General features: G+C 40.5%; 16 protein-coding genes. 15 read left to right on the top strand and 1 reads right to left on the bottom strand.

Annotated features, from left to right (window positions below; genetic code table 11):
- Nucleotides 1-73: 73 nt before the first annotated feature.
- The 10 genes from flaG to MHH61_RS06135 all read left to right on the top strand — a co-directional run bounded on the left by flaG (nt 74) and on the right by MHH61_RS06135 (nt 11,401).
- Complete coding sequence (gene flaG, locus MHH61_RS06180) at nt 74-415, top strand: flagellar protein FlaG (RefSeq protein ID WP_024426252.1); 342 nt, start codon at nt 74-76, stop codon at nt 413-415.
- 20 nt (nt 416-435) lie between these two features.
- Nucleotides 436-1,965, top strand: a complete 1,530-nt coding sequence (locus MHH61_RS06175; protein ID WP_125585967.1) for a flagellar hook-associated protein 2 — start codon at nt 436-438, stop codon at nt 1,963-1,965.
- A 17-nt stretch (nt 1,966-1,982) separates the two neighbouring features.
- A complete protein-coding gene (gene fliS, locus MHH61_RS06170) occupies nt 1,983-2,387 on the top strand; it encodes a flagellar export chaperone FliS (protein WP_024423612.1) in 405 nt (134 codons plus the stop codon).
- Entirely contained in the window at nt 2,384-2,725 is a 342-nt protein-coding gene (gene fliT / locus MHH61_RS06165; RefSeq protein WP_041115575.1) for a flagella biosynthesis regulatory protein FliT, read from the top strand. The genes fliS and fliT overlap by 4 nt, the downstream gene beginning before the upstream one ends.
- A 13-nt stretch (nt 2,726-2,738) precedes the next feature.
- A complete protein-coding gene (locus tag MHH61_RS06160; RefSeq protein ID WP_024426250.1) occupies nt 2,739-3,119 on the top strand; it encodes a hypothetical protein in 381 nt (126 codons plus the stop codon).
- Between the two features lie 33 nt (nt 3,120-3,152).
- Nucleotides 3,153-4,838 carry a methyl-accepting chemotaxis protein gene (locus MHH61_RS06155; RefSeq protein ID WP_125585969.1) on the top strand — a complete coding sequence of 562 codons (1,686 nt, stop codon included), beginning with the start codon at nt 3,153-3,155 and terminating at the stop codon, nt 4,836-4,838.
- Between the two features lie 188 nt (nt 4,839-5,026).
- Complete coding sequence (raiA, locus tag MHH61_RS06150) at nt 5,027-5,590, top strand: ribosome-associated translation inhibitor RaiA (RefSeq protein WP_024423608.1); 564 nt, start codon at nt 5,027-5,029, stop codon at nt 5,588-5,590.
- A 198-nt stretch (nt 5,591-5,788) separates the two neighbouring features.
- On the top strand, nt 5,789-8,314 hold the full coding sequence (secA, locus tag MHH61_RS06145; RefSeq protein ID WP_041107999.1) for a preprotein translocase subunit SecA: 2,526 nt from the start codon (nt 5,789-5,791) through the stop codon (nt 8,312-8,314).
- 67 nt (nt 8,315-8,381) lie between these two features.
- Nucleotides 8,382-9,483, top strand: a protein-coding gene (prfB, locus tag MHH61_RS06140; protein ID WP_098677688.1) for a peptide chain release factor 2 whose coding sequence is annotated in 2 segments (ribosomal slippage) — nt 8,382-8,453 and nt 8,455-9,483 — 1,101 coding nt in all. Because the reading frame shifts where the segments join, the coding sequence is not laid out codon by codon here.
- 124 nt (nt 9,484-9,607) lie between these two features.
- Nucleotides 9,608-11,401 carry a M3 family oligoendopeptidase gene (locus MHH61_RS06135; RefSeq protein ID WP_125585971.1) on the top strand — a complete coding sequence of 598 codons (1,794 nt, stop codon included), beginning with the start codon at nt 9,608-9,610 and terminating at the stop codon, nt 11,399-11,401.
- Between the two features lie 213 nt (nt 11,402-11,614).
- Here the strand turns inward: MHH61_RS06135 and MHH61_RS06130 are convergent, their stop codons facing one another.
- Complete coding sequence (locus tag MHH61_RS06130; RefSeq protein ID WP_125585975.1) at nt 11,615-12,349, bottom strand: alpha/beta family hydrolase; 735 nt, start codon at nt 12,347-12,349, stop codon at nt 11,615-11,617.
- 189 nt (nt 12,350-12,538) lie between these two features.
- Between MHH61_RS06130 and MHH61_RS06125 the strand changes: the two genes are divergently transcribed.
- The 5 genes from MHH61_RS06125 (at nt 12,539) to MHH61_RS06105 (ending at nt 17,089) form a co-directional block, all read left to right on the top strand.
- Entirely contained in the window at nt 12,539-13,387 is an 849-nt protein-coding gene (locus tag MHH61_RS06125) for a YitT family protein (RefSeq protein WP_024426245.1), read from the top strand.
- A gap of 48 nt (nt 13,388-13,435) precedes the next feature.
- Entirely contained in the window at nt 13,436-13,765 is a 330-nt protein-coding gene (gene cccB, locus MHH61_RS06120; protein ID WP_024423602.1) for a cytochrome c551, read from the top strand.
- Between the two features lie 381 nt (nt 13,766-14,146).
- Nucleotides 14,147-14,833: a cell division ATP-binding protein FtsE gene (gene ftsE / locus MHH61_RS06115; RefSeq protein ID WP_024423601.1), complete on the top strand. Its 687-nt coding sequence runs from the start codon at nt 14,147-14,149 to the stop codon at nt 14,831-14,833.
- Complete coding sequence (gene ftsX, locus MHH61_RS06110; protein ID WP_024423600.1) at nt 14,826-15,716, top strand: permease-like cell division protein FtsX; 891 nt, start codon at nt 14,826-14,828, stop codon at nt 15,714-15,716. Before ftsE ends, ftsX begins: the two co-directional genes overlap by 8 nt.
- Nucleotides 15,717-15,826: 110 nt before the next feature.
- A complete protein-coding gene (locus MHH61_RS06105; RefSeq protein WP_034623763.1) occupies nt 15,827-17,089 on the top strand; it encodes a murein hydrolase activator EnvC in 1,263 nt (420 codons plus the stop codon).
- Nucleotides 17,090-17,105 lie beyond the last annotated feature (16 nt).

The raw sequence follows: 17,105 nt of genomic DNA, 5'->3' as shown, positions 1-17,105 counted from the left end.
GGTCCATCTATATTTAATTTACAAATTCAAAGCCGATATAAAAGATAGATTAAAGCACAGGAGCTGAATAACTATGTCTGTTGGTAAGTTGACATCATTAGAGCCAATTATCGATGCATTTCAAACCCGTGTTTCTAATAACCAGAATGACAATGTAAACTCTGACTCACAAGCAAATGGTAGGACTGTTTCAAAAGAAGAAATTGAAAAAACGCTTCAAGGCGCAAACAAGCTGATTGAACCTACTCAATTTCATCTTCAATTTGAATTACATGAAAAACTCAATGAATATTATGTCAAAGTCGTAGATAACCAAACAGAAGAAGTGATTAGAGAAATTCCTTCCAAGGAATGGCTTGATTTCTATGCAGCAATGACAGAAATTGTCGGTTTATTTGTAGATAAAAGAATGTAAATGAAGGGAGAACATAAATAATGGTCAATCGTATTACTGGATTTTCAAATGTGTTCGATATTGATGAAATCGTATCAAAGCTGATGAAAACGGAGCAAGCACCACTTGATACAATGACGCGTCAGAAACAAACACTTGAATGGCAAAGAGACAGCTATCGCGAGGTTAACTCGAAAATTAAAGAATTAGATGATTTGATCAACAGTTTAAACTTAACGCGTCCAAGTACATATGGCGCCAAAAAGGTGACAAGCTCTAATGAATCTGCTGTCACAGCAACTGGATCAACAAATGCGACCTCTGGCTCTATTCATGTCACTCAACTAGCGACAGCTTCTGTCTTCAAGTCCTCTGGTACATCTGGATTTACACCAGCAAATGGCACGTTTACGTTTGAAGTGACGACACCAGATTCAACAAAACCGAAAATCGTGACGATCAATACTTCTGATTCCGATACAATCGATGACATCGTGAAAAAGCTAAACAACGCTCAATTAGGTGTGACGGCTTATAAAGGCCAAATCTCTGATGGCACTAACTACGTGGATACAATTGCTCTTACTTCTCGGACAACGGGTGAAGGCGTCAGTATTAAAGCAGCTGATGGCAATTCGGCTTCATTTTTAACGCAATTAGGCTTCCAAGTAGATGGAGATAACAAATTAGTTGCGACCACTCAAGGTCAGAAGGCGCAATACGAGATTAATGGTCTGAAAATGGAAAATAACAACAATACATTCACGCAGGCTGATATTACGTACGAGCTTAAAGGAACCACGGATCAGCCTGTCAGCTTAAACGTTTCAACAGATGTGGATGCAATCTATGATAAAATTAAACAATTTGTTGATAAATACAATGAGCTCGTTGAACAGATTAATGGTAAAGTCAATGAAAAGAAAAACAGAGACTATCATCCATTAACGGCTGAAGAGAAAAAAGCGATGTCTGAAAAAGAAATAGAGCTATGGGAAACGACCGCGAAGTCTGGCTTGCTGAGAAGTGATTCCATTTTACGATCTGGTGCCTCTAAAATAAGAAGTGATTTGTATGCTAATATTACGACAAGTGATGGGAATAAAATTCAACTCACACAAATCGGTATTTCGACATCATCCAGCTATAAAGATGGCGGAAAGCTGGAATTTAGTAAGGATATAAATGGAGTAGAGAAATTAAGAAAAGCCATTGAAGAAGACCCGGAGAAGGTCAGACAAATGTTCATATCGGGTAGTTTGAATGTGGATTCAAAGGATAAAGACAAAGCGAAGCAGCAATATCAAGAACAAGGAATTATCTATCGTGTCAAAAATTCCTTATCAGACTTTTCGAAGAGCATTCAAAAAAAGGCTGGCAGCACAACTATGGAATTAAAGGAATACGGACTTGGTAAGGACCTTGACTCTTTGACCAAACGAATGAGTACGTTCCAAGACCGTTTGAAGATGGTTGAAGCCCGTTACTATACGAAGTTTAACGCCATGGATAGTGCAATTCAAAAGCTAAACAACCAATCTGGCTACCTTTCTCAACTGCTTGGACAATAATTGGAGGTTTATAACATATGGCAATACAGAACCCTTATGCCGCCTATCAGAAAAATTCTATTGAGACCGCAACACCTGCCGAGTTGACGCTTATGCTTTATGAAGGCTGCTTAAAGTTCATCAGAATAGCGAAGCATGCCATTCAAAAAGAGGATGCAGAAACGAGAAACTTGAACCTAAAAAAGGCTCAAAACATCATTCAAGAATTAAATGTCACCTTAAATCGTTCCTATGACGTATCAAAGAGTATGGCAAGTATGTATGATTACATTTATCGCAGACTGATAGAAGCCAATCTTCAAAATGACGAAGAGATATTGAATGAAGTAGAAGAGTACGTAACTGACTTCCGTGATGCGTGGAAGGAAGTCATTCAAACCGATCGTAAAGGCCGTCACCACTCTATCGGGGGTTCTCTATGAGTATTGTGGACCAGCTGCATGATCAAACATTAAAAATGGCAGCCGAAATAGCGGAAAATCCGCAAAGTGAGACACTTGTTGAAGACTTTGATGCCTTTTTAATTGAGAGAGACGAATTAATGAGAGATATACAGCATGAATTGACGGATCAAGAAAAAGAGAAAATTCGAGAAATCATCCAAACAGATCAACAGATGGCGAAACAATTAACGGTTATCCAAAATGGGATAAAAGCAGATATTCAAGCCATTCAAAAAAAGAAAACAAAACAGCTGAATTATCAAAATCCATACCAGCCCATAACAAGTGACGGCGTATACTACGATAAACGGAAATAAATAGGTGAGACCTGTGGCGTATCGTTCAAATGACTATATTTTATTAACCACATATTATGAACTTCTATACACGATAGAAGAGAGTCTAAACTATTTAGATGAAATTGAGAAGGATTTTGACAAAACAGAAGGGGATCGGATCTTTAATGATCTGATCCATGCCTTCTTTCATTTAGACACAACACATCCTCTTCTGCTTTCAATTATTGAAAATGAACACTTTGCCAAAACGATTCGTTCGTTTGATCAAATATTTTTAAGTTTTGATATACTAGCTTTCTATACATTCCCTTCAAATCACTTCCAATCATTCCTGAAAACATACTTTATACCTGAATATAGAAAGTGGATGGATGAAATACATGCCTGTATGAGGCCGTATGTCATTCATTAATTTTTGTCCAATTCAGACCATTCGGAGGAAATTATGAGACTAAAAAATCAATTTTTATTTGGGCTTATTGTCATATGTGTATTGTTTGTCAGTATGTTAGGATTCTCAAGCTTTCTCTATTACAAAACAGATCAATCCTATAAAGCGCTATTAAGCAAGGAAGTGAAGCTTTATCAGACCTCGCTGGAATTAGAAGCGCTTCTTCAAAAGCAGGAAGCACAGATTAAAACATATGTCGTCGTGCAAGATGCTGAAAATTTGCAGAAAATTGAGCAAACATATGAAGATATTAATAAGAAAACAGCAGAAGCTTCGAAAATGAGTACGGTCAAACAAGCAAAAAATCTATTAGATCAAATCTCAGAAAAAAATTATCTCTACTACACCTCAACAAATCGATTATTTAATTCATTAAATATGCAAAATCAAAAAGAATTCAACACCCGCCTCAATCAAGAATTACAACCTATCGAACAAGAAATACATACCTTTACAAAAGAGTTCGCTCAAAATCAGCTAAAACAACGTGATCAAAAAATCAATCTGCTCAATCAAGATAGTAATCAATTATTGCTTACACTCATTTTGGTCAGTGCAGCGATTATTGTTGGCCTTTTGGTGATTGGGATCAGATTTGTTCATCGCATGACAAAACCAATTGTTTCTGTCACAAATGCCGCAAAAAGGATGGCAGATGGTGATCTTACCCTTGAAGAGATTGAAGTGACCTCTAAAAATGAGATTGGTCAACTCGGCACAGCCTTTAATCAAATGACGGCTCATTTGCGTCAGCTTATTTTGCAGGTGCAAAGCGGATCAAGACAGCTTGCTGATTCTGCTGCTCAATTTGAGGAAACCATCAGTCAAACGATATCGGCTAGTGAGCAGACATCTAGCTCGATTGAACAGGTCAGTGAAGCTTCACGTGAACAATCAGATGCGGTCGGAAAAGTAGCATCCGCCATTCAGGAAGTGTCGACTGGCATGCAAAATGCAGCTGTACACACATCCGATGTTTCGGGTCACTCAATTTCAGTGACTGAAAAGGCTGAAGAGGGCGCGGCCCTTATTCAACAGTTTGTGAAACAAATGAGTTCTATAAAAGAGTCTGTGAATGAACACCATTCCACAATGGCCAATGTGCAAGCACAGTTTACAGGCATTCAAGACCTGTTAGGTCACATTCATGCCATTGCTGACCAAACGAATTTGCTTGCTTTAAACGCAGCTATAGAAGCAGCAAGGGCAGGAGAACATGGAAGAGGCTTTGCAGTTGTAGCCGATGAAGTGAGGAAGCTGGCAGAAGAATCTAGTCAGCTGACAGATCAAATTAGCCAATTACTCGAGAACGTGAACAAAGATACAGAAAAGTCATCACAATCGATGACGAAGGTCGAGCGTGATGTAGCAGAGGGTGTAAAAGTATCACAATTATCTGAACAGAGCTTTCATGAAATCTTGGAATCTATTCGTGATATTTCAATGAAAGCAGAAGAGCTGTCAGCCACTGCAGAACAAATTTCTGCTAGTACAGAGGAAATTTCTCAAACGGTTGGTGTCATTGAAGAAGGTGCGAAACGAAACTCAGAAGAAACAGAGTACATGTCTGCTGCTGTTGAAGAATCATTAGCGGCCAATGAGGAGATGAAAGCCGCTGCGGAGGATTTAAAATCCTTATCTCAATCGCTGAAAACATCGATTTCGTCTTTTACCATTTAATGTGCGCTGGTCTTTTTCAAGAATCAGCCGAATATATATTCATCACCTATCAAGCAACAGTTGAAGCACCGCAAAATTCGACAAATTTCAATAAATATTCACATTTTTTTTACGTTTGAGCAGGAGAAAAGGAGGGAAAAGTAGAAATAGGTTTACATATCCTTAATTTTAAAGGAGGCGTTCTTTACATGAATTACAATGTCAGAGGAGAAAACATCGACGTAACACCTGCACTAAGAGATCATGTCGAGAAAAAAATTGGAAAGCTGGAGCGTTATTTTGAGACAGATGTAGATGCTTCAGTCAACGTGAACTTGAAGTTTTACAACGATCAAGAATCTAAAGTTGAGGTTACCATTCCAATGACTGATCTAGCACTTCGAGCTGAGGTGCATAATGAGGATATGTACAATGCGGTAGACCTAGCAGCCAGTAAATTAGAACGTCAAATTAGAAAGCACAAAACAAAAGTAAACCGTAAATTCCGCGAGCAAGGTGCCAAAAAGCACTTATTTGCTGGAGGAAATGGTACGGCTGAAGTAGCAGTTCAAGATGACGAAGAGATTGATGAAACAGAAATCGTCAGACAAAAACGTTTCAACTTAAAGCCGATGGATAGTGAAGAGGCCATTCTCCAAATGAACATGTTAGGTCATAGTTTCTTCGTTTTCACAAATGCTGAGACAAATTTGACCAATGTGGTTTATCGCCGAAATGACGGTAAATATGGACTCATTGAGCCAAACGCTTAAATATCAGTTGATGCTGATTTAAAAACAACCTAAATAAAGTAAACCCGTTCCCTTCATAAGGGGCGGGTTTTTTGTGCGAAATTATGGCAAATTCTTTGGAAATGAAAGAAGGTATGGTATGATAAATGCAGGTAAATATGGACCTGTCAAACTTTTGGACATGCCGAAAAATTGCATGAAATAGAGGAGCGTTATTATATGCTTGGAATCTTAAACAAAGTGTTTGATCCTACGAAACGTACGATCAGCCGATATGAAAAAAAGGCAAATGAAATCGAAGCTCTCGCTCAAAATTTTGAAAAATTATCTGACGAGGCTTTACGAAATAAAACGATTGAATTTAAAGAAAAACTTGAAAAAGGACAATCCGTGGATGACCTGCTGGTTGAAGCATTTGCAACGGTTCGCGAGGCATCCCGCCGCGTAACAGGAATGTTCCCATTTAAGGTACAGCTCATGGGGGGCATCGCGCTTCACGAAGGTAACATCGCTGAAATGAAAACAGGTGAAGGTAAAACATTGACATCAACAATGCCTGTTTATTTAAATGCTCTTTCTGGAAAAGGCGTCCACATCGTGACAGTCAACGAATATTTGGCAAGCCGTGATGCGCAGGAAATGGGCAAAATTTTTGAGTTTCTTGGTTTAACAGTCGGCTTAAACTTAAACAGCTTAGACAAAGATGAAAAAAGAGAAGCGTACGCCGCTGATATCACGTATTCAACAAACAATGAACTCGGCTTTGACTATTTACGAGATAACATGGTGCTGTACAAAGAGCAAATGGTTCAGAGACCGCTTCATTATGCCGTGATCGATGAGGTTGACTCCATTTTAATTGATGAAGCGAGAACACCTCTTATTATTTCAGGACAAGCTGCGAAATCAACAAAGCTTTATGTACAAGCCAATGCATTTGTCCGCACATTAAAAATCGAAGATGATTTCACGTATGATATTAAAACAAAAAGTGTGCAGCTGACTGAAAGCGGAATGACGAAGGCGGAAAAAGCATTCGGCATTGAGAACCTGTTTGATGTCAAACATGTCGCGCTGAACCATCACATCGCTCAGGCGCTGAAGGCACATGTTGCGATGCAAAAAGACGTGGATTATGTGGTAGAAGAAGGCCAAGTAGTCATCGTTGACTCCTTCACAGGACGTTTAATGAAAGGACGCCGTTATAGTGAAGGGCTGCATCAAGCCATCGAGGCAAAAGAAGGTCTTGAAGTACAGAACGAAAGCATGACACTAGCAACAATTACGTTCCAGAACTACTTCCGTATGTATGAAAAATTATCTGGTATGACTGGTACAGCAAAAACGGAAGAAGAAGAATTCCGTAACATTTACAACATGCAGGTTGTGTCAATCCCGACCAACCAACCAGTGGTTCGTGATGACAGACCTGATTTAATTTACCGCACAATGGATGGTAAATTTAAAGCAGTGGCTGAGGATGTTGCGCAGCGCTATATGACAGGGCAGCCAGTTCTTGTCGGAACAGTAGCAGTTGAGACATCTGAGCTTATTTCTAAGCTGCTTAAAAATAAAGGCATTCCTCATCAAGTGTTAAACGCAAAAAACCATGAGCGTGAAGCACAAATTATTGAAGAGGCTGGTCAAAAAGGTGCTGTGACCATTGCAACAAACATGGCAGGACGTGGTACAGACATCAAGCTTGGAGAAGGTGTAAAAGAACTTGGAGGTCTGGCTGTTATCGGGACAGAGCGTCATGAATCCCGTCGTATTGATAACCAGCTTCGCGGACGTTCTGGACGTCAAGGAGACCCAGGGATTACCCAATTCTATCTCTCCATGGAAGATGAATTGATGCGCCGATTTGGTGCAGAGCGGACGATGGCGATGCTTGACCGCTTTGGTATGGATGACTCTACACCAATCCAAAGTAAAATGGTGTCTAAAGCCGTTGAATCATCTCAAAAACGTGTAGAGGGGAACAACTTTGATTCCCGTAAGCAGCTTCTGCAATACGACGATGTGCTTCGTCAACAGCGTGAAGTAATCTACAAACAGCGTTTTGAAGTCATCGATTCTGACAACTTAAAATCAATTGTCATCAATATGATCCAATCTTCAATTGAGCGTGCTGTGGGATCTTATACGCCAAAAGAAGAGCTGCCTGAAGAATGGAAACTAGATGGTCTTGTTGAATTAATCAACACGAACTATTTAGACGAAGGTGCCATTACGGTCAAAGATATCTTCGGTAAAGAAGCAGATGAAATCACAAGCTTCATCATGGATCGTATTAAAGAAAAATACGATGCAAAAGAAGAAACATTTGGCGAAGAACAAATGCGTGAATTTGAAAAAGTCATCGTTCTTCGAGCGGTGGATTCGAAGTGGATGGATCATATCGATGCAATGGATCAGCTGCGTCAAGGTATTCATTTACGTGCATACGCACAAACGAATCCGCTTCGTGAATACCAAATGGAAGGATTTGCGATGTTTGAGCATATGGTTGCTTCAATTGAAGATGATGTGGCCAAGTATGTCTTGAAATCAGAAATCCAAAACAACCTAGAACGTGAAGAAGTGGTTCAAGGTCAAACAACGGCTCATCAGCCGCAAGAGGGCGATGAGGAGAAGACAGTGAAGAAGAAGCCGGTACGTAAAGTCGTAGACATTGGACGAAACTCCCCATGTCACTGCGGAAGCGGCAAGAAATATAAAAATTGTCATGGGAAGACAGAATAAGTAATGGAAAGAGGTGAAAACCTCTTTCTATTCATGTCAGCCCCCATACATCTATGAGGTGAAGGATATGGAATTAGTAGAAATTAGACAAGAGCTTGAAAATATGGCTAGCAGGCTAGCTGATTTTAGGGGGTCTCTTTGACTTAGAAACAAAAGAGGCCAAAATCGCAGAGCTTGAAGCGACGATGTCAGAGGCTGATTTTTGGAATGATCAGCAAAAGGCTCAAGGCGTTATTAATGAAGCCAATGCACTGAAGGATTCTGTGAATTCCTACCATGAGCTCAGTGAATCGCATGAAGAGCTGCAAATGACGCATGACTTATTAAAGGAAGATTATGACGAGGAGCTTCATGCAGAGCTTGAAAAAGAGCTGAAGAACTTAACGAAGCAGTTTAACGAATTTGAGCTGCAGCTTCTCTTAAGCGAACCTTATGATAAAAACAATGCCATTCTGGAGCTTCACCCAGGTGCAGGCGGTACTGAATCACAGGACTGGGGTTCTATGCTTCTGCGAATGTACACTCGCTGGGCAGAGCGCAGAGGCTTTAAGGTCGAAACGCTTGATTACCTTCCAGGTGATGAGGCAGGAATTAAGTCTGTGACTTTGCTCATCAAAGGGCATAACGCGTACGGTTACTTAAAAGCTGAAAAAGGTGTCCATCGTTTGGTTCGTATTTCTCCTTTTGATTCTTCTGGCCGCAGACATACATCCTTCGTTTCCTGTGATGTCATGCCGGAATTCAATGAAGAAATTGATATTGATATTCGGACAGAGGATATCAAGGTAGATACGTACCGTGCAAGCGGAGCTGGCGGGCAGCACGTCAATACGACGGACTCTGCCGTTCGGATCACACATATTCCAACGAATGTCGTCGTGACGTGCCAAACAGAAAGATCACAAATTAAAAACAGAGAACGTGCGATGAAAATGCTGAAATCGAAACTTTATCAAAAACGGATCGAAGAACAGCAGGCAGAATTGGATGAAATCAGAGGAGAGCAGAAAGAAATTGGCTGGGGAAGCCAGATCCGCTCTTATGTATTCCACCCTTATTCTCTTGTGAAAGATCATCGAACCAATACGGAGATGGGAAATGTTCAAGCGGTGATGGATGGAGATTTAGATTCATTTATCGATGCGTACCTGCGTTCGAAATTATCATAAAAACTCGGCTTCTTGCCGGGTTTTTTTAATTGTGAGAAAATATAATGAATATAAAGGAATACATACGACATACTGATTCTATATCCTTTGTATGATGAAATTAGCAAATAAAGGGGGAAATATTTTGGGATTAACACCATTGCAAGAAACGTGGGATTTAGATACCTTTTTTAAAGGAGGCAGTTCTTCACCAGAATTTAAGACATACCTGCAAAATATTCAGCAGCTATTAGATGAATTACGACAAAAGGTGAATGCCTTTTCAAAAGAAGATACACACATTGAAAGCAAATTAACGTCTGTCCTTGACACGTATGAAACTACATATAAAAAATTATCTCAAGCAGGTTCATTTGTAACCTGCCTCCAAGCTCAAAATACGAAGGATATGAAAGCAGGCAGCCTTCGAGGTACGATTGCCAAGCTGGAAGCTGATTTAGGAACCATCCTTGCACTGTTTGATCAAGCGCTTGCTGCTATCCCAGCAAACAAGTGGGAAGAATTGATGAATTCAACCGCCTTTTCAGATGTCCGCTACATATTAAATGAGCGGAGAGACCGTGTGAAGGATCAATTACCTGTTGAACAAGAAACGCTGATTCAAAAGCTGGCTGTAGATGGGTATCATGCGTGGGATGAGCTTTATTCCAGCTTAGTGAATAAAATTACCATTCCGTTTGAACAGCATGGAGAAACACAGATGATCTCTGTAGGCCAAGCAGAAAATGCGATGGATGATTCAGATCGTGAAGTCAGAAAGGCCGTTTACCACAACCTAGAGCATGCATGGACGCAGGATGAACATTTATTTGCTAGTACGCTCAATCACCTTGCTGGTTTTCGTTTGCAAGTGTATGAAGCAAGAGGCTGGGATCACATTTTAAAAGAGCCGCTTGAAATTTGCCGTATGAAACAAGAAACCCTTGATACGATGTGGTCTGTGATTGATGAACATAAGCAGCCATTCATTGATTATTTACACCGAAAAGCTGACATGCTTGGAGTGGATAAGCTGAGCTGGTTCGATGTTGGGGCTCCTATCGGCAGTGAGACCAAAATTTATCCTTATCAAGAAGCAGCTGCTTTTATTGTGAAACATTTCGCTGGATTTGGAGAAGAGCTCGCTGCTTTTACAGAAAAAGCCTTTAATGAACGCTGGGTAGAAGCTGAGGACCGTCCAAATAAACGGGTAGGCGGCTTTTGTACAAATTTCCCTGACAGCGGAGAATCACGTATTTTTATGACTTTCTCAGGAAGTCCATCCAATGTGGCGACACTGGCGCATGAACTTGGTCATTCGTTCCATCAGGAAGTGATGCAGGATGTTCGCATTCTGAATCGCAAATACGCAATGAATGTAGCTGAAACAGCGTCGACCTTCGCAGAAATGATTGTAGCTGATGCTTCATTAAAAGAAGCGGCAAATGAAGAGGAGCGTCTCAGCCTGTTAGAGGATAAGCTGCAGCGCAGTGTAGCTTTCTTCATGAACATTCAATCTCGTTTCTTATTTGAACAGCGCTTTTATGAAGAACGTAAAAAAGGAGAAGTGCCGGCTGATCGGTTGAATGAATTGATGGTCGAAGCGCAGAAGGAAGCGTTCGGTGACTCATTAGATGAATACCATCCGCATTTCTGGGCGTCTAAGCTGCATTTCCATATCACGAATGTTCCATTTTATAATTTCCCATACACCTTTGGATACATGTTCTCGTTAGGAATTTACGCAAAAGCATTGCAGGCTGGCACATCTTTTGAAGAGAAATACATTGCATTATTAAAAGATACTGCTTCAATGACAGTAGAAGATTTAGCCAAAAAGCATCTAGGTGTTGATCTTACTCAAAAAGCATTTTGGGAAGAAGCCATTCGTTTGGCTGTAGCAGATGCTGAAGAATTTTTAGAAGTGACAAAAAAATAATAATGAAAAGCTCCCATTACGGGAGCTTTCAGACTGTTGACAAAGGGCTAAAATGATCTTTATTTTAGCTCTTTGTCTTCTTTTCAGCGTGATAGAAAACCTTTGAAGTCTAGGAAGGACGAGCTTTGGCGCGGAGCGAATTGAACATTCGTGAGCACCAACGCGCAGGACTGACAAAGAATGCGAGGGTTTGTCTACACGCTGAAGCTCCCGTTATGGGAGCTTTTTTGCTGGCTTCAACCAGTCAAGCATTGTCTGGATGAGATCATTTTGCTGCGACAGGGCTGGAATGTCCGCTGGCTGATCTCCTTTTTGTTTGCCGTACATGCCAAACTGCGCATGATTTCCGCCTTTTATTTCATGATAAACGGTTTGAGACGGCAGATTTGCTTTCGATTTCTTGATTTTCTCTTGTGTTGCGAGCCCATCCTTTTCACCTGAAATAGAAAGGACTTTCAATGAAGATTGTTTCAGATCATCTGATGCTGGATAAGATGCTAGAAAAAAGAGTCCATCGAGCTTGCTCTGATTTTTTTCTGCAAACATAGCGGCAGCTGCCCCGCCAAGTGAATGTCCGCCAATATACCAGTGTTTGATCGTTTGGTGATCTTTGATGATGTCCTGCGCTTTGTTTGGATTGAAAATCGCAAAGGAAAATGGCATGTCAGGGATAAAGACAGAGTAGCCTTTTTTCATCAGCGTATCCCCGATATAGGCATACGCAAGTGGTTCCACCTTTGCCCCAGGATAGAGAATGATGCCAGTATCACTTTTTGGTGCTTCAAATGTATAAACATTGTTTTTATGTTCCACTTGCTCAATGTTGACCTGTTTTTTTAATGCTTCTGATGATCCATATGTAAAGCGGCTCCATGTATAGAAAGCACCAAAAGCTAAGATGATCAGTGCAAGTAATGTCATACCTGTTATCTTCAGTATTTTCTTCATCGCATGCCCCTTCTTTCTCATGTACATATTAAATATACCATCATTTACTCCTATGCCAACCGGCAAGTGCGCTGATCCGTCTGTGTGATAAAGTATTAATCCATTAGCACTGCATTTGGCTGTTATTTACAATCGTTTTAAGAGGGCTTAAAATAGGTGTGCATTCAGAAGTAACGGAGGAAGAAAGACATGAAGCAGGGACATTCACAATTTTGGATCGAAGTGAAAAATTATTTGTTCATTTTAATCGGATCAGCCATCGTGGCGATTGGATTTAATACGTTATTATTACCAAATCAGATCGCAGCAGGCGGTGTGAGCGGCATTAGTACCATTATGCAGTCATTCGGCTTTGAAGCGGCTTATGTGCAATGGGGGCTCAATATTCCATTGTTTATCGCTGGCTTTTATTTATTAGGCGGTACATTTGGGGTGAAAACACTCGTTGGCTCAATTTTTTTACCTTTCATGGTGTTTGTCACAAGACATATTGCACCTGTCACACATGAAGCACTGCTGGCGGCTATTTTTGGCGGTGTGGTCATTGGGATCGGAATAGGACTCGTGTTCCTTGGGAATGGATCAACGGGTGGAACGGCACTCGCTGCCAAAATCATCAATAAGTACACAGGACTCACGCTAGGCACCTGTTTAGCGATGATGGATGGCTTGATTGTTCTGGCTGCGATGACGGTCTTTGGAATTGAAGAGGGGCTGTACGCGGTCATTGGTGTGTTTATTTCTAGTAAAACGATTGATGTGGTACAGGCTGGCTTCAGTCATTCAAAAATGGCAATGATCATTACAGGGCATGAAGATGAGGTCAGACAGGCGGTTTTTGATCAAATTGACCGTGGTGTGACGAAGATCTCAGCAGTTGGAGGATATACCGATCATGACCGCCCGATTTTGATGTGTGTCGTTGGGCAGTCACAATTCACAAAGTTGAAACAAGTGGTGAAAGCAATCGATGCATCAGCATTTGTCATCGTGATGGATGCAAAAGAGGTGCTTGGTGAGGGTTTTAAAAGGGCATAAACAAGGATATAATAGCGTTGACCAAATGATTGTAAGGGAGGGAAATAGATGAAAAAAAGCGGATTAACGATGCTATTTGCAGCGATGCTTCTTGTTCTCGCGGCTTGTGGAGGAAATTCAAGCAGCAGTGACAAAGAAGGCAGCAAAAGTGCTTCATCTGTGAGCAGTGGTGAGGAGATCTATCAGCAAAACTGTATTGGCTGTCATGGGAAAGACCTATCTGGCGGAGGCGGACCAAGCCTGAAAGAAGTAGGGAAGAAATATAATGAAAGCCAAATCGCAGATATTGCGCAAAATGGTAAAGGCTCTATGCCAAGCGGTATGGTAGATGAGAAACAAGCAAAAGAAGTAGCAAAATGGCTTGCAGAGAAAAAATAAAACCTTTGTCTAATCGACAAGGTTTTTTGTTTTTTATATGTAGAAAAAGACTTTTAAATAGTATGAAAACGCATTATATTAAATTTTATTTAAAAAATAAGGGTATAAAGGCACGTTTTTCGGTTTTGATTGTTCTATTTACCTTTTATTTATAAGTTTTGAAATATAAATGTAATACCATTGCGTCGATTCATGACGTATAATTGGAGTTGTTGAAATTTAGACGATTCAATTTTTTCATCTTTTTGGATGAAAAGGACATAAATTGTTAGTAAGTATCGAAGGGTATGTGCGTGACCATACATAACGTTTTTTGACGAGAAGTGTCAAAACATCATGATAAGCTGTTAGTCAGCGAATAAGAAAAGATTAGGTGATTACATGATTCAAATGAAGGAAGTCTACAAGATCTATCCTAATGGCGTAAAGGCGATCAATGGAATCAATGTCTCTATCCATCCAGGAGAGTTTGTGTATGTTGTTGGTCCCAGTGGTGCTGGTAAATCCACTTTCATCAAAATGATGTATCGTGAAGAGAAGCCAACCAAAGGGCAAATCTTAATTAATAACAAAGATTTAGGATCAATGAAGGAAAAAGAAATTCCTTACGTAAGAAGAGAAATTGGCGTAGTATTCCAAGATTTCAAGCTGCTTCCAACTCTTACTGTGTTTGAGAACGTGGCATTTGCTCTTGAAGTGATTGGTGAACAGCCTCATATCATTAAGAAAAAAGTGCTTGATGTTCTCGATCTGGTTCAGCTAAAGCACAGAGCGCGTCAATTTCCTGACCAGCTGTCCGGCGGTGAACAGCAGCGTGTGTCTATTGCCCGCTCGATTGTCAATAGCCCTGAGGTCGTCATTGCAGATGAGCCGACAGGAAACCTTGATCCAGACACTTCTTGGGAAATCATGAAGACGCTCGAAGAGATTAATAACCGCGGGACAACAGTGGTTATGGCAACACACAACAAAGAAATTGTAAACACCATGAAGAAACGCGTCATTGCAATCGAAGATGGAATGATTGTGCGTGACGAAGCAAGAGGGGAGTACGGAATTTATGATTAAAACTCTCTCGCGGCATTTACGTGAGAGCTTCCGTTCACTTGGAAGAAACACGTGGATGACATTTGCATCAATTAGTGCGGTTACTGTCACATTGATTTTAGTTGGGGTTTTCCTTGTGATTATGCTCAACTTGAATAACATGGCATCGAACGCTGAAAAAGAAGTAGAAGTAAAAGTATTAATCGAATTAACGGCGAATCAAAAGCAGCAGGATGAATTAAAAGCAGAAATTGAAAAGATTCCTGAAATCAGTGATGTGAAGTACTCATCTAAGGATGACGAACTGAAAGCACTGATTAAAAGCTTTGGAGAAAATGGACAATCCATGGGGCTTGTTGATCAAGAAAATCCATTAAACGATGCGTTTATTGTGAAAACAACAGATCCTCACGATACACCAAAAGTAGCGAAGAAATTAGAAAAACTAAAGGGTACATATAAAGTAACCTATGGAAAAGAAGAGGTCAGCCGACTCTTTAATGTAGTCGGAGTAGCGCGTAATGTCGGTATTGTGCTCATTATCGGGCTGTTATTTACAGCTATGTTCTTAATCTCCAATACGATCAAAATTACAATTTTTGCTAGACGCAAAGAAATTGAGATTATGAAGCTGGTAGGTGCAACGAACTGGTTTATCCGCTGGCCATTCTTCATTGAAGGATTATTGCTCGGTGTATTTGGTTCCATTATACCAATTGCCCTATTGCTTGGCACGTATCAATATGCAGTAGGCTGGGTCGCACCGAGAGTACAAGGCTCATTTATTTCAATGCTTCCATACAACCCGTTTGTCTATCAAGTATCACTGATCCTGCTAGTGATCGGTGCAATCATTGGTGTATGGGGAAGCTTAACGTCTATCCGTAAATTCTTAAAAGTATAAATATATTTTGATGGCAGCATTCGAGGATTCTATAGAAGATGTGACCGGTTGATCTGATTCATCCGGTCGGCTCTTCATGTCGACAGTTGTCATGGGAGGGGAATATCGTTTTGAAAAGAAAGCTGATGATGGCTGGAATGGCAGCGTTTATTGGAACAACGTGGCTATACATTCCAGGGAACGAGAATCGTGCATTCGCATACGAAGACCTAGATCAAAAACGTCAACAAATCGAAGAGAAAACATCGAAGACTGAATCAAGCTTGAAGAAGAAGAAGTCAGAGCTGGCAAAGCTTGAAAAGAAAGAATCAAAGCTCAAGAAAGAAATTGAACAAATTGACCAAAAGGTAAGTACTGCAACTGAAAAAGTCGCTGAAAAAGAGAAAGAAGTTAAAAAAACGAAGCAAGAGATCAAGAAGCTAAAAAAAGACATTCAAGTCATCAATGAGCGAATTGAAAAAAGAAAAGCCATTTTCAAAGACCGAATTCGTTCAATGCAAAAAAGCGGCGGTACGATCAACTATTTAGATGTGCTGCTAGGTGCTCGCAGCTTTAGTGATTTTGTCGGTCGTGTTGGGGCTGTCACAACGATTGTCGAAGCAGACAAAGACATGATTACAGAACATGAAAATGATTTAAAGCTGGTGGAGCAAAAAGAAGCAGAGCTAAATAATCAGCTAAGCGGACTTGAAACATCTCTGAAAGAGCTAGAAGCACTGAAAAAAGATTTATCTAAGAAGCACAAAGAAAAAGAACACATTTTAGGTGATGTGACAGATAAAAAAAATCATGCACATGATGAACTAGGCAAGCTTGAGAATGAACAAGAAATCCTTGCGAATCAAAAAGCGGCAGTGAAATCTGAGGAAGCACACCGACAAAAGGAAGAAGCAGAGAAAGCAAAACAAGCAGCTGAAAAAAATGCACCTGCACCTCACAGCGGCGGCTCAGATCAAGTATCTGATACACCAGCAAGCAGCTCAGGCTTTATTAAACCAGCTGCTGGCCGATTCTCATCTGGTTTTGGCGGACGTTCTGGCGGAAACCACTTCGGATTAGATATTGCAGCAAAGGGCACAGTTCCTGTCTATGCAGCAGCATCTGGAACCGTCACAAACTCAAGCTACTCATCGAGCTATGGAAATGTTGTGTTCATTACGCACAATATCAATGGACAGACGTATCAAACTGTATATGCCCATCTGTCTACAAGAAGTGTGTCAACAGGACAGAGAGTCGAACAAGGACAATTCCTTGGCTATATGGGAAATACCGGCCAATCGCATGGTCAGCACCTTCATTTTGAAATTCATAAAGGATTATGGAATGGCGCAAAATCAAATGCAGTCAATCCAGCGCAATATATCCGCTAATCAAAAAGCCGATAAC

It is taken from the genome of Bacillus sp. FSL K6-3154, assembly GCF_040869395.1.
In the GTDB taxonomy this organism is placed as follows: domain Bacteria; phylum Bacillota; class Bacilli; order Bacillales; family Bacillaceae; genus Bacillus; species Bacillus safensis.
This window is presented reverse-complemented; position numbering and strand designations above follow the sequence as displayed.

Coding starts and splice junctions, on each gene's coding strand:
- flaG (WP_024426252.1), top strand. CDS start 74: ATGTCTGTTGGTAAGTTGACATCATTAGAGCCAATTATCGATGCATTT.
- MHH61_RS06175 (WP_125585967.1), top strand. CDS start 436: ATGGTCAATCGTATTACTGGATTTTCAAATGTGTTCGATATTGATGAA.
- fliS (WP_024423612.1), top strand. CDS start 1,983: ATGGCAATACAGAACCCTTATGCCGCCTATCAGAAAAATTCTATTGAG.
- fliT (WP_041115575.1), top strand. CDS start 2,384: ATGAGTATTGTGGACCAGCTGCATGATCAAACATTAAAAATGGCAGCC.
- MHH61_RS06155 (WP_125585969.1), top strand. CDS start 3,153: ATGAGACTAAAAAATCAATTTTTATTTGGGCTTATTGTCATATGTGTA.
- raiA (WP_024423608.1), top strand. CDS start 5,027: ATGAATTACAATGTCAGAGGAGAAAACATCGACGTAACACCTGCACTA.
- secA (WP_041107999.1), top strand. CDS start 5,789: ATGCTTGGAATCTTAAACAAAGTGTTTGATCCTACGAAACGTACGATC.
- MHH61_RS06130 (WP_125585975.1), bottom strand. CDS start 12,349: ATGAAGAAAATACTGAAGATAACAGGTATGACATTACTTGCACTGATC.
- MHH61_RS06125 (WP_024426245.1), top strand. CDS start 12,539: ATGAAGCAGGGACATTCACAATTTTGGATCGAAGTGAAAAATTATTTG.
- cccB (WP_024423602.1), top strand. CDS start 13,436: ATGAAAAAAAGCGGATTAACGATGCTATTTGCAGCGATGCTTCTTGTT.
- ftsE (WP_024423601.1), top strand. CDS start 14,147: ATGATTCAAATGAAGGAAGTCTACAAGATCTATCCTAATGGCGTAAAG.
- ftsX (WP_024423600.1), top strand. CDS start 14,826: ATGATTAAAACTCTCTCGCGGCATTTACGTGAGAGCTTCCGTTCACTT.